General features: G+C 68.0%; 12 protein-coding genes and 2 pseudogenes. 9 read left to right on the plus strand and 5 right to left on the minus strand.

Annotation, left to right across the window (positions count from 1 at the left end):
- Window positions 1-304 precede the first annotated feature (304 nt).
- Window positions 305-1,702, plus strand: a complete 1,398-nt coding sequence (locus ACZ6TD_RS19040; RefSeq protein ID WP_471357858.1) for a replication initiator — start codon at window positions 305-307, stop codon at window positions 1,700-1,702.
- Window positions 1,703-1,917: 215 nt separating this feature from the next.
- Here ACZ6TD_RS19040 and ACZ6TD_RS19045 read toward each other — a convergent pair whose 3' ends face one another.
- Entirely contained in the window at window positions 1,918-3,405 is a 1,488-nt protein-coding gene (locus ACZ6TD_RS19045) for a recombinase family protein (RefSeq protein WP_471355519.1), read from the minus strand.
- Window positions 3,406-3,447: 42 nt separating this feature from the next.
- Here ACZ6TD_RS19045 and ACZ6TD_RS19050 point away from each other — a divergent pair.
- From ACZ6TD_RS19050 to ACZ6TD_RS19060, 3 genes and pseudogenes are all read left to right on the plus strand, one after another.
- Window positions 3,448-3,579 (plus strand): annotated as a pseudogene (locus ACZ6TD_RS19050) (peptide-methionine (S)-S-oxide reductase MsrA); the annotation flags it as partial.
- A gap of 90 nt (window positions 3,580-3,669) precedes the next feature.
- Entirely contained in the window at window positions 3,670-4,023 is a 354-nt protein-coding gene (locus ACZ6TD_RS19055) for a hypothetical protein (protein ID WP_191066493.1), read from the plus strand.
- 48 nt (window positions 4,024-4,071) lie between these two features.
- Window positions 4,072-4,581 (plus strand): annotated as a pseudogene (locus ACZ6TD_RS19060) (VWA domain-containing protein); the annotation flags it as partial.
- 205 nt (window positions 4,582-4,786) lie between these two features.
- Here the strand turns inward: ACZ6TD_RS19060 and ACZ6TD_RS19065 are convergent.
- Complete coding sequence (locus tag ACZ6TD_RS19065) at window positions 4,787-5,575, minus strand: SDR family NAD(P)-dependent oxidoreductase (RefSeq protein ID WP_471355522.1); 789 nt, start codon at window positions 5,573-5,575, stop codon at window positions 4,787-4,789.
- 144 nt (window positions 5,576-5,719) lie between these two features.
- Between ACZ6TD_RS19065 and ACZ6TD_RS19070 the strand changes: the two genes are divergently transcribed.
- Window positions 5,720-6,370 (plus strand): TetR/AcrR family transcriptional regulator, encoded by a 651-nt coding sequence (locus tag ACZ6TD_RS19070; protein WP_471355525.1) that lies wholly within the window; start codon window positions 5,720-5,722, stop codon window positions 6,368-6,370.
- Window positions 6,371-6,397: 27 nt separating this feature from the next.
- Here ACZ6TD_RS19070 and ACZ6TD_RS19075 read toward each other — a convergent pair whose 3' ends face one another.
- Window positions 6,398-7,639, minus strand: coding sequence for an MFS transporter (locus tag ACZ6TD_RS19075; protein ID WP_471355527.1), 1,242 nt, complete (start codon window positions 7,637-7,639; stop codon window positions 6,398-6,400).
- Between the two features lie 138 nt (window positions 7,640-7,777).
- Between ACZ6TD_RS19075 and ACZ6TD_RS19080 the strand changes: the two genes are divergently transcribed.
- Window positions 7,778-8,725 (plus strand): LysR family transcriptional regulator, encoded by a 948-nt coding sequence (locus ACZ6TD_RS19080; RefSeq protein WP_471355529.1) that lies wholly within the window; start codon window positions 7,778-7,780, stop codon window positions 8,723-8,725.
- A 65-nt stretch (window positions 8,726-8,790) separates the two neighbouring features.
- Here ACZ6TD_RS19080 and ACZ6TD_RS19085 read toward each other — a convergent pair whose 3' ends face one another.
- Window positions 8,791-9,228: a nuclear transport factor 2 family protein gene (locus ACZ6TD_RS19085; protein ID WP_471355531.1), complete on the minus strand. Its 438-nt coding sequence runs from the start codon at window positions 9,226-9,228 to the stop codon at window positions 8,791-8,793.
- A 107-nt stretch (window positions 9,229-9,335) separates the two neighbouring features.
- Here ACZ6TD_RS19085 and ACZ6TD_RS19090 point away from each other — a divergent pair, with 107 nt between their 5' ends.
- From ACZ6TD_RS19090 to ACZ6TD_RS19100, 3 genes are all read left to right on the plus strand, one after another.
- Window positions 9,336-9,905, plus strand: a complete 570-nt coding sequence (locus ACZ6TD_RS19090; RefSeq protein ID WP_471355534.1) for a PadR family transcriptional regulator — start codon at window positions 9,336-9,338, stop codon at window positions 9,903-9,905.
- Window positions 9,892-10,728 carry an SGNH/GDSL hydrolase family protein gene (locus ACZ6TD_RS19095; RefSeq protein ID WP_471355536.1) on the plus strand — a complete coding sequence of 279 codons (837 nt, stop codon included), beginning with the start codon at window positions 9,892-9,894 and terminating at the stop codon, window positions 10,726-10,728. The genes ACZ6TD_RS19090 and ACZ6TD_RS19095 overlap by 14 nt, the downstream gene beginning before the upstream one ends.
- 168 nt (window positions 10,729-10,896) lie before the next feature.
- Window positions 10,897-11,616 carry a DUF998 domain-containing protein gene (locus tag ACZ6TD_RS19100; protein WP_471355539.1) on the plus strand — a complete coding sequence of 240 codons (720 nt, stop codon included), beginning with the start codon at window positions 10,897-10,899 and terminating at the stop codon, window positions 11,614-11,616.
- Window positions 11,617-11,685: 69 nt separating this feature from the next.
- On the opposite strand, the gene ACZ6TD_RS19105 is transcribed toward ACZ6TD_RS19100, so the two are convergent.
- A complete protein-coding gene (locus ACZ6TD_RS19105; RefSeq protein WP_471355542.1) occupies window positions 11,686-12,573 on the minus strand; it encodes a class I SAM-dependent methyltransferase in 888 nt (295 codons plus the stop codon).
- Window positions 12,574-12,646 lie beyond the last annotated feature (73 nt).

Genomic DNA, 12,646 nt, shown 5'->3' on the forward strand with positions numbered 1-12,646 from the left:
GAATATTCGCTGGCCCATGGGTGCGGACGCCTGGGAATATATAGGCACCAGTGACGGCCCAACGAGGGTCAACCAACAGCCCAGAGGAGCATCGGCTGACTAGGTCAGCCAAAGCGATCGAAGTCCACCTGACGCGATGTCAGGAACAGCCAGGAGGGACACGCCCTGCGGGGTTGTCCTCCGGTCCGATTGCTCTCGCTCCCCTGGAAGGTGACACTTGTCCGACGCTTCGCGCGTCCACTTCACCCGATCCCTGTCGACCGCCTGTGCTGACCGCTCGGCCGAGCTGGTGCGCGAAAGGCGTCTGCGTCTGCTCTCCGAAGCTGACAGGGACACCGTCCGCCTCGCCCAAGATCCGGGCTTCACCCGCTGGCTGGAACAGATCAAAGCCATCGGCGGCTGCGCCCACCCGATCTACCTGTCCGGCTCAACAATCACCCGTGACGCCCACACGGGCGAAGTGCTCTCCGCCTACTCCACCGCCGACGAACCCGGCGAACGGCTGGCCGTACGGTGCCGTAACCGGCGTGCCACCATCTGCGCTCCCTGCTCACGACTGCACGCCGGAGACACCTTCCACCTCGTACGCTCCGGCCTGACCGGCGGCAAGACCGTGCCCGAGGCGGTGCGCGATCGGCCCCGGCTGTTCGTCACCCTGACCGCCCCCGGTTTCGGCCCTGTGCACCGCATCGCCGACGACGACTCCCCTTGCCGACCCCGGCGGGACCGCCCACGGTGCGCACACGGAACACCGCTGAGCTGTTCTCTCACCCACAGCGAAGGCGATCCGCTAACAGGCCAGCCGGTCTGTCCGGCCTGCTACGACTACCCCGGTCACGTCCTATGGCACGCGCACGCCGGGCGGCTGTGGGACCGCTTCACCACCGCCGTACGTCGCCACCTCGCCTCAGCGGCTGGCATCCCCCGGTCCCGGCTAGGTGCTCACCTGATGGTGTCGTTCGCGAAGGTCGCCGAGTACCAACAGCGCGCGGCCATCCACTTCCATGCCGTGGTGCGCCTGGACGGCCCCTCCGGTCCCGGCGCGGCCCCGCCCTCTTGGGCCACTGCGGAGTTGCTCGCCGACGCCGTACGCGCCGCTGCCGCTTCCGTGACCGTCCGGGTCCCCGAGTCGGCCGCCTACGGGGCGGAAGCCCTCGGCTGGGGTGCACAACTCGACGTCCGGCCGATCCGCTCGTTCGGTGACGGCGCCGGGGTGTCCGATGACGCGGTGGCAGCCTACGTGGCCAAGTACGTCACCAAAGGCGCCGCCGACACCGCTGCCGGACTCGACCACCAGGTGAGCGGTCCGGAGGACATCCGTACGGCTCGGGTGTCCGGCCATGTACGGGCTCTGATGGGCACCTGCTGGCGCCTGGGCAGCCTGCCGGAACTGGAAAACCTGCGGCTGCGCGCGTGGGCTCACACACTCGGCTACCAGGGACACATCCTCACCAAGTCCCGGCGCTACTCCACCACCTACGCCGCACTACGCGCCGAACGGGCCGAGCATCAGCGCACCGTTGCCGAGACAGCAAAGGAACACACGGTCACGGAAGCAGCTTGGCGCTACGTCGGTTCCGGCCACACCCCCGGCGCCGCCCTCATCGCCGCTGGAATCGCCGAAGACCTCGCCCGGAACCAAGAAATAGCAAGCGAGGAAATAGCGCATAGCCTCCATGGGCAGCAGGGGTGCGACACATGACCCATATCAGCGCCCGCGAATGGGGACGAAAGCAAGCGGCCAACGCTCCCGCTTGGAGCGAAGAACGGTGGCGTCGCATTTCCAGGATAATCGGTGTTGATCTCGTGGAAGACGATCGACGAGATCATAAATCGAGAAGGAAACATACACAAGGATAATCGCAGCGAACACCAAAGAGGGGCGCAACCGCCGCGCCCCTCTTCGCCGTATTGAGTCTAGCTTTCCGTCCACTTGGGAACGAGGAGGTCAGGGTTAAATGGGCGCCTACCCCCTCCGCCGACTGGAAGAACGATCACAGCATGCAGTGCTTCGCGGATGAGGGCACGCTTCTGGGCCATGTCGAGCTTTCCCGAATACCACTGCTCCCGGACGTCCTCTGTGACCACTGAAGCACGCTGAACCCGCAAGGCGTGCTGCGTCCGCTCCTTGCGAAGTACCTTGATCCGGGACTCCATCTTGTGGTTCTCCGGGAAGAACAGCTCATCCGAGATCTGGTCTTCCTGCCAAGCCTGCAACATCTTCCGCTGCTTGACCATGAGGCGATCAAGCTCCTCCTGCCCACCCCACTCGGCATCTAGCTGGGTCTTGGCCGCAGTACGCTCCTCCAGCTTCGCCAGGACCGCTTCCGTGATGTACTCGTCGACCTTGGCGCCGTTCCGGGCACTTCCACCACAGCCACCCATGGACCGGCTCTGGCACTGGTAAACGTATCCGCCTGAGAGATCCGGCCTGGCACTCACCCGCAAAGGGGCGTTACAGATCTGCCCGTCCCCTTTCGGCTTCCCGCATCGAAGAATCCCAGTGAGGAGGTACGAGGGAGTGCGGTAGTCCGCGACCGTACCGTCCGCTTTGATGTTAGGCCCAATCCGCGCCGAAAAGAGAGCGTCGATGGCCATCCATTCCTTCGGCGTAATAATGGGCTCCCATTTTCCGACAACGGGGAGGCCGTTGGCATCTCGCACCAACTCCCCGTTGTGCTTGCGCCAGCCGCACAGCCGAGGATTCCACAGCGCTAGCTTGAGCGACCGGCTTCGCCATTCGTTGCCATGGACCGTCCGCACCCCCGCGTCATTCCATCGAAGCTGAATGGAGTGCAAGGATTTTCCCGCGATCACGTCCTGCGCAGCTTCGGCCAAAAGCGCGGCCTCATCTGGCTCAAGCGTTAGCTTGTCGTCCTTCCACCCGAACGGCCGTTTCCCCCCGACAGGGATTCCCTCCTCCGCCCGCCGCCGATGCGAGCGACGGGTGCGCCGCTTGATCTTGCGCACTTCCGCCTTCGCGATGACAACACCGAACAGCCCCATGGACTCAACGTCTTCGTTGTAGAGATCCTTCAGCCCCTTGGCGTCCGCGTACACCCGCCCGTCTTCATAGGTCAGGGCATCCACGAAGCGCTCATAGTCACCGACGCGCCGCACCAATCGATCATCCGCAACGACGATCGCGCCACGCACCGGCTGGGCATCCGGGAGGCGTCCGGCCTTGAGCGCCCTCAGCATGGCCTCGAAGTCGGGCCGCACAAGATCGGCTTTGGCCGCTGAAAGGTCGTTGTCCGTGTAGTAGTGAACGATCTTCAGGCCCAGTGTTGCAGCCGTCTCGTCGTTCACCCTGTGCTGATCTTCGACTCCGTGCCCGTCCCTGGCCAGATCTGCGGAGATCCGCGCGTAGGCCACCACCGGCACTAACTGAGAGTCGTTGGTCATACCGCCCCCTGTAGTCGTCCCAGGCTAATATTGCCCGAGAGACAGGAGTATCACCAGCAGTACCTGGACAAGAACCCCGCCGGCTACTGCGGCATCGGCGGCACGGGCGTCAAGCTAAGTGACCCGTCCGGGGGCGGCTCCTGCCCTACGGGCATCGCCCCCGCTGGAAGCTGAGGCCTCCGCCTCACTCATTCGGGCGATGTGATCGAGCTTGGACTCGATACGCTGCTCCCAGGGATCAGAATCACGCCCATGGGAGCAGCAATGACCACCTCCAGCGCCGGGCAGCCACTCATCCCTCAGCCGCCTGCCACCGTCACGGCCCTCCGCCAGGCCGTCGCGCAGATCGTGCCCGCCGCCCTGCCCGCCTTCACACGGGAGTTGGATCAGGCCGCCGATCAGTCCCGCCAGGCTTCCGATCTCGCTCCCCTCCAGCGGTTCATCGCCCAGTGGGCCGTCTACATCCACATCCAGCGGCAGCCGAATATCGCGAAGGAGTTCCGTCACTGGGAGGACACCGCCGAGGTCGGTGACGCGACGCAGGCCCGCCGCGCCGCATCCGCTCTCGGCAAGATCCTGGACGACGCATACGCCGCGCTCGGCCTCCCGCCGCGGTGAGCGCCGACTGGCGCTGGGAATACGACCCCGATCACGCCCACGTCGCAGGCGGCGAACCTCGATGACGACGGTGTCGTGCCGGTCGTCTTCTTCTCCACGGACATCGACGGAACCGCCGAGATCGGCCTCGACGCCTACCAAGACCGGATCAACCCCCTGCACGACTCGATGGGCCACATGGGCCGCACCAACTACCACGTCGCCATGCAGGCCGTCATCGACCACTACCAGGCGTCCGGGGCCGACCATCCGGCGTTCGTGGTCTTCCAGACCGACGGCTCCCCCACGTCGAAGGCGGCGGCAGAGCATGTACTGTGCACGGCCTCGAGGCTGCCCATCTTCTGGCAGTTCATCGGGTTCGGCGACGACGAATTCCGCTTCCTGCACAGACTCGACGACCTGCCGGTCCCGAACCGGCGCGTCGTCGACAACGCCGGCTTCTTCGCCGCGGGACCGACACCGAAGACCCTCTCCGACGCCGCCCTCTACGATCAGCTACTCCATGAATTCCCGCTGTGGCTCGACTCCGCCCGCTCCGCCGGCATCTTGAAGGACTGAGGCCCGGTCGGCCGGGAACATGAGCCCCCCCCACACACAGCGCACGGCCACGCTCGCGGCCATGAAACATCGCCCGTGGAAGAATCCCGAGGTGTCGGCGGTGCCGATCGTCGACGGGCTCGGATGCCTGTCTCGGGTGGGTGGAACGGACCACTGAGACGTGCTCCGTCCTGGTCGAGTGCGCCGGCGGGGCCGAGGGGCTCGTTCAGACGATCTTGGTGGACCCCGCATCGACCGACAGGTTCACGCCGATCGCATTCGGCATGGTCGGGGAGGCGAGCAGCAGCACCGCCCGGGCAATCTCGGCGGGATCGATCAGGGTCTCGGTAAGCATCCCGGTCTCCTTCGGCAGGGCTGCCACCAGCGTTTCGTGGTCGACGCCCACGTTGTCCGCCACTCGTGCGACGTATCCGTCCTCAGCCGTTATCTGGGGTGTGCGCGTCGCTGATGGCGACACCGCGTTGATGCGCACTCCGGCGGGTGCCATGCGCTCGGCCAGCTGCCGGGTGAAGGCGTTGAGGGCCGCTTTGGCAACAGAGTAGGGCAGCGGCTCGGTCCCCGGTCGACGGGCGCTGTCGGAGCTGATGTTGACCACGGCGCCCCTGGCCTCGAGAAGCGAGGGCAGGGCCGCGCGGGTGGTCCGAACGGCCGACTCGAAATTGAGGGCGAACCCGTATGCCCAGACCTCGTCCCCGCCGTTGAGCGGATCGCCGAACCCCTCCTGCGGCATTTCGCCGCCGCCGGCGTTGTTGACCAGGACATCAATCCTGGGATCGACGGCCAGGACGGCGTCGACCAGGTGCCGCGGACCGTCGGCCGTGGCGAGGTCGGCGGGGACGAAAGCGGCTCCGGTGGCCTCGAGCTCGGGCGTGCTACGTCGCGCCGTCGCGGTCACCAAGGCCCCTTCCCGCTGGAATGCCTGAACGATCGCGAGGCCGATGCCCCGGCTCGCCCCGGTGACGAGAACGCGCTTGCCCGTGAGCTGAAGATCCATGACGTGCTCCATGTGATGGGAAGGCTCAAGCAGGCACTAACTGAAACAACACTATCGCAGTTATGTCAATAATTGCGTCATGGATGTCTCATTTACTGTTGCCGGGGATAGGGTGACTCCGAGGACAGAGGCAGAGGAGGTGGCATGGGCGAGAACAGCTCTCCCCGGCGGATCCGGGCGGACGCCGAACGCAGTACGGCCCGCATCCTGGAAGCAGCGGAAACCGTGCTGGCCGCGGACACCACCGCGCCCCTGGAGCGGATCGCGGACGCCGCGGGACTCGCCCGCGCCACCGTCCACCGCCGCTTCGCCTCCCGTACGGCACTGCTGGACGCCCTGGCCGAACAGCTCAGTCAGCGCTACCTGGGCGGGCTGGCCGAAGCACGGGTGAAGACCGCACCGCCCCTCGTCGCGCTGCACCGTCTCACGGAGATCGTCTTCGATCTCAAGCTCTGCCACCGCTTCGCCGTCCAGCTGACCGCGGCCCTCACTCCGGCCGTGCTCGACGGCCTCGACCTGCTCTTCGCCCGCCTGAGAGACACAGGGGCAATCACCGCGGCCGACCCGGCCTGGTGCCGCCAGGTCTACCTGGCCCTTCTGCACGAGGTCCACGAACTGCCCACGGACTCTCCGACCCTGGCCTCCTCGGCCGCCGCGGATGAGACCGAGGCGAAGATCAATCTGCTGGTGCGAACCACACTGGGCGCGCTGGGCGGCAGCCACGGTGCGACAGCCCTCCACTCACCAGCCAGTGCCGCGCCAGGCAACGTTCGCCCTGTCGACCACGGCTCGTAGTCGCTGGCCGTCAGGAGGGGCTGGTCGTCAGGAGGGGCTGCCGACGGGTTCCGGCTCGGACGCGACGTGGTCATGTCGGGGAAGCAGGAGCGGAGTGGCCAGGATGAGCAGTCCCGCGACCGTGAGAGCGGTGCGTGGGCCGGTGACGTCGGCGAGCAGCCCGCCGAGCGCGGTGAGGACGGCGATGGACGCCTGCTGGCCGATCGACCAGGCCGACAGGGTGCGGGCGACGAGGTGCTTGGGCGTGTGTTCGAGCCGGTAGGTGGCGAGTACCGGGGTGTACAGGCTCATGTTGATGATGATCGCCAGCTCGACGGCTATCACGGTGACGAGGCCGACGACGCCGGGACGGACGAAGGCCAGGCCGATCAGCCAGATGGCGCGCAGGGTGCCGACGGTCCGGAAGACCGCGTGCCGGCCGTAGCGGGCCACCACACGGGGGGCCAGCCGGGAGCCGATGAGTCCGCCGAGACAGGGGGCGGCGAAGGCGAGGCCGTACTGCCAGGGCGGGAAACCGAGCTGGCGGAGGAGGAGTACGGCCAGCAGCGGCTCGGTGGCCATGATCAGACCGGCGACGAGCATGTTGTTGAGGTAGAGCGCCCGCAAGCCGGGGTGGCCCATGATGTGTCGCCAGCCGTCGAACAACGCGCCCGCCCGGGCCGGGCTTTTGCCGGTTGTCCGCGGCGCTTCTTCCCGGCCGCGCATCGCGGTGATGCCCAGCGCGGAGAGCAGGTAGCTGAGCGCGTCGGCCACCACGGTGGTGACCGGCCCGAACAGGCCGATCGCCGCCCCGCCCAGCGGTGGCCCGACCGCGATGGAGCTCCAGTTCGTGGACTCGAACCGCGCGTTGGCCACGAGCAGGTCATCCGGCCGGACGAGGCCCTTGAGGTAGGCGCCGCCGGCCGCGTTGAAGGCGATCTTGGCTGCGGCGACCACGGCCGAGACCACGAGCAACTGGACGAAACCGAGCCAACCGAAGGCGTAGGCGACCGGGATCGTCGCCATGGCCGCGAACCGGGTCAGGTCCATCGCGATCATGACCGGGCGCTTGCGCCGAAACTCCACCCACGGCGCGAGTGGCACCGCGATCAGCACGCCCACCGCGGGCCCCACCGCGGACAGTGCGGACACCTCGGCGGGGCCGGCGTGCAACGCCAACACGGCGATCAGCGGGAATGCCCCGAACCCCAGTCCGGACCCATAGGCACTCACCGCGTATGCCGCCCACAGCCAGCCGAACTGCCGGCCCAACGGTCTCCTGCCCACCATGCTCAGCGCGCCCCTCGATGTCCCACCCGCACAGTCCGACGTTGACCGGTGAGAGCTAAGCGAGCAGCGCAGCAGCAGGTCAAACAACTACCCGGTCAGCGAGTCACAACCATCCGTTGTTCACTAAGGTGGACCGGCGTGGATCTCGAAGCCGTACGTACCTTCGTCACCGTCGCGGAAGCGGGCCAGTTCCAAGAAGCCGCCGCGGACCTGTCGATCACCCAGCAGGCCGTCTCCAAGCGCATCGCCGCGTTGGAGAGGGACCTGGATGTGCGGCTGTTCACCCGCACCGCCCGCGGCGCCCGGCTCACCATCGACGGCCAGGCATTCCTGCCCCACGCCCGTGAACTTCTCCGGGTGGCAGAGCGGGCCGACGCGTCCGTCCGTCCTGGCCGGCGCGCGCTGCGCATCGATGTCGTCAACCGGCGGATCGTGACAGCGGGGCTCGTCCAGGACTTCTACCGCATGCGTCCCGAGATCGAACTGGATGTCCTGACCCTGGACGCTGACATCGATGGCGCGATCGCCGCCGTCGAAGCGGGGACGATCGACGCCACTTTCCACGCGGTTCCCCCGCGGCAGCACCTACCAGAGGCGATCAGGACCGCCCGAGTGATCGACGAGCCGCACCAGTTGCTCATCGGACCGCGCCACCCGCTCGCCAACGCCCGTGCCATCGCGCCAGGGCAACTCGCCGGACACCGCATCTGGATGCCCGGCCTGGACGCCCGCGGCGAGGTGGCCGTCTACTACGACGAACTCGCCACCGCCTTCGGCATCACGATCGACGTGGTAGGACCCGTCTTCGGGAACGAGGCACTGCTGGCTGAGATCGCCGACTCTTCGGACCTGGCGACCCTGGTCGGCGAAGGCTCGCGGTATCTGTGGCCGGACAGCTATGACCTGCGGCGCATACCGGTACGTGACCCGGCACCGGTCTACCCGATGTCACTGATCTGGCGCGACGACAACCCCCATCCCGCGCTCATCGAACTCCGCCGCTACCTCGACTCCAGACGAACCGAATCGCCCGATACCGACGTCTGGGTACCGAAATGGGAACAGCGGGCAGCCCCGAGGTCATGAGCAAGAGGCCCGCCGATCTCAGGGGCGCCGATCTCAGGGGCCTGTGACGACGGGCAGATGCGCTGCTACGGGCCGGAGGGCGTCGGTGCCGGTGCGAGGCCGTCTTCGACCAGACCGGCGAGGACCGCTTCGCCGAGGGCGTGGACGGCGGACTGGGGGCGGACCATGACGGTGAACTCCTTGATGCGGCCGTCGTCGGCGAAGTGCAGCAGGTCGATGCCGTGGATCTCCTTGTCGCCCACCCTGGTGCGAAAGAGCAGCACCGCCGACTCGGCGGACGTGCCGTCGGTGCTGGTCTGCGCGGTGCCGGTGTAGTCGCCGATGTAGCGGAAGTCCTGGAACGTGCGCAGCAGGACCCCGAAGAGGCCCAGCACCATCGGCTTGCCCTCGAAGGGGGTGAACTTGACGGGGCTGTAGAAGCGGATGTCCTCGGTGAACAGGTCGTCCAGGGCCGCGAGGTCCCGGTTGTGGATGGCGGCACGGAAACGGTCGGCAGTGGTCATTGCACACCCGCCTACTTTCATGGTCATGGATGTGAGTAGTCATTTTCATGACTATCATGGTCGCGTGTCCGGCGACAGAGGCACGGAGGCATGAAGGAGGCGATCCGATGGCCCTACGGCACGCCGTACTGGCGGCACTGCTCGAGGGGGAGCTCAGCGGATACCAGCTCACCAAGGCGTTCGACATCGGCGTGGCGAACTTCTGGCACGCCCAGCCGCAGCAGCTCTACGCCGAGCTGACCCGCCTGGAGAAGGACGGGCTCATCGCGGGCCGGGCGGTGGTCCAGGAGACCCGCCCCACCAAGCGCCTGTTCCATGTGACCGATGCCGGTCTCGCGGAGCTGGAGGAGTTCACGGCGGCGTTCGCCAAGCCCTCCTTCATCCGTGACGACCTGCTGGTCAAGGTCCAGGCCGCCGACCACGTCGACAAGGAGACCCTGATCGCCCAGCTCACCGAGCGTGCCGCCTTCGCCGAGGCCAAGATCCAGCTCTTCGGCAAGCTGCTGCGCAAGATGCGCGGTGACCGTACGGAGGAGGAGTTCCTGCGCCACGGCCGCCGCATCGGCCCGTACCTGACATGCCTGCGCGGCCTGGCGCTCGAACAGGGCAACCGCGACTGGTGCGAGCGCACGATCACGATCCTGCGAGAGAGGCAGCACAGCCGTGCCCGACACTGACGCGGCGTACAGCCGCTACGTCGCGCTGGGCGACAGCCAGACCGAGGGCCTGGGCGACGGCGACGACGTCACGGGGCTGCGCGGGTTCGCCGACCGCCTCGCCGAACACCTCACCCACGCCAACCCCGGCCTCTCCTACGCCAATCTCGCCGTACGGGGCCGCCTCGCCGCGCAGGTCCACGCGGAACAGCTCGCCCCCGCCCTGGCCCTCCGCCCCGACCTGGCCACCGTCGTCGCCGGTGTCAACGACTTCCTCCGCCCCCGCTTCGACGCCGACCACGTCGCCCACCACCTGGAGGCGATGTTCGCCGCGCTCACCGCGCAAGGCGCCCGCGTCGCCACGCTCACCTTCCCCGACCCCGCCCGCATCAGCCCCTTGGCGCGTCCCCTCACCCCGCGCGTCATCGCCCTGAACCGGCGTATCCGCGAAGCCGCCCGACGCCACGGCGTCACCGTCGCCGAAACCGGCCACCACCCCGTCGTCACCGACCCCCGGCTGTGGAGCCGTGACCGCCTCCACGCCAGTCCCCTCGGCCACCAGCGCATCGCCGCCGCCTTGGCCCACGCCCTCAACCTCCCGGGCGCGGACGACACCTGGAGCCACCCCCTGCCGCCACCGGCGACGCCCGCACCCACCGGCTGGCGCGCCGCCACCGACGAACTCCGCTGGACCGCCGCCTTCCTCGGCCCCTGGCTCACCCGCCGTCTCCGTGGCCGATCCTCCGGCGACGGCCGCACCGCCAAGCGACCGCAGCTTGGCCCGGTGCATGCCGAGACGTCCGGGCCGAGGTCTCGCGGCGAGCAGGTCGGAGAAAGTCCGTGAGCAGAGGGTGGGGTTGTTCGATGCGCCGGTCACCCTTCCGCGAAGTCACGGGAGGCGCCCATTCGTAGGGTTTGCCCCACCCCACTTCGGGGGCTCGCCGGAGCGCCTGAGGCCACAGCCGCGTGATCCGCTGGCTCGTACGGACATCGCGCGGCAGAAGGTGGACAGGTGAAGGCTCGGGTCGGATATTCCGCATGGATCGCGGGCGTGGTGCAGTTCTTCGTGTTCCACGCGATCGTGGAGTCAGCCTGGGTGAGACCGTACGGTTGGGCGCGGAACAACATCAGTGACTTGGGCAACGCTCACTGCGCCATGCAGCGGGAACCCGAGCCACGGTATATCTGTTCTCCCGAACACGACCTGATGAACGTCTCGTTCATCGTCCTGGGAACGCTCCTCGTTGTCGGCGCCGTTCTGACCGGTCCCCTGTGGCGCCGAGGCGCGACCGCCAACGTGGCGCGGTTTCTCCTGGCCGGTGCCGGTCTGGGATGGGTACTCGCCGGGCTGGCGCCTGCGGACGTCCACGAGAACCAGCACGTGCTGGGTGCCTTACTCATCATGGGAGCGGGCAACGTCGGCCTTCTGCTGGCGGGAGCCGGCTTGTCGAACGACATCGCGCGTCCCCTGCGCTGGGCCGCCGGCCTGCTGGGAATCACCGCGATCACGGCCTTCGGGCTCTTCCTTTCCCACCGCTACCTGGGACTGGGCATGGGAGGTATGGAGCGAGTCGCGGCATTTCCTCTCCTGGTCTGGACGCTGGCTGCCGGCGTCCGCGGTCTCTTCCTTCAGGCCACCTGCGGGCAGGACGCGAGCGGCTCCCTGGCACAATCCGCGCCTGAGAAGCTGCCGCAGCCCCAGGAGCGGGAATATCCGTCGCCGACGGGCTGACGGCCCACCCGCGCTCGTAAGTGCTCGGTGGGCAGCCCGAGGCCAAGGTCGCGAAACCGGATCGCGGGGTCAGGCGGGGGCGGTTCGGGTCGCGGTGATCACCACCGTCTCGTACGGCATCGTGAAGCTGCCGCCCATCGCGTCGATGGCCACGCCAACGCCCTCCAGCACCTCCGCCAGCTCGGCCGGAGGGAGCCGGGTGAAGGCGCCCTGGGTGGGGATCTGCTCCAGCCAGGCGTCCCGGGTGTAGGTCCACTCCCAGTCGCACCGCCACTGTTCCGGTTCGCCGAACGCGCCCGCCGCCCGTATCCCGTCGGCGGTCTTGGTGAGGATCGGCCGATACGCGTCCCGGCCACCCCGCGTCACCGCCCGGAAGTCGAACGGCGCGTCGGGCATCACCCGTCGGCAGATCGCGGCGACGGCTTCCGCCAGCTCGGGCGGGAGCCGGAACACGTTCCAGAACGCGGCCAGCCGGGCGCCGGGACGCAGCACCTGGGCGGCTTTGGCCGCCCCCGCGACCGGGTCGATCCAGTGCCACGCCTGGCCCGCGATCACGGCATCGAAGTGCCGACCGGCCGGGTCCCAGGCTTCGAACGTCGCAACCTCGACCTCCGTCCCGAGCCGCCGCGCCACGTCGGCCATCCGCGCGTCCGGCTCGACACCGAGCACCGTGCGGCCGGCCTGCTGGAACTGCCGGGCCGCGATACCGGTGCCACAGCCGACATCGAGAACGTCGGGGACGTCGAGAACGTCGGGGACGTCGAGAACGTCGGGGACGTCGAGAACGTCGGGGACGTCGGGGACGTCGGAGCCGGGGCTGCCGGTGGCGATCCGGTCCACCATGGCCCGGGGGTAGCGGGGCCGGGCCTGGTCGTAGCGTTCGGCATCCGCGCCGAACGACTCGGCCATCTGCCGATGTTGATGGGGCTCATCCCCGGAGAACGGTAAAGTGGGCATGCGCCCACTATGAGTGGGCACTTGCCCACTCGTCAACCGGACGGGCCCACAAGCCAGGTGAGGAGGGACGCAC

The sequence above is a fragment of the Streptomyces yongxingensis genome, assembly GCF_055597465.1.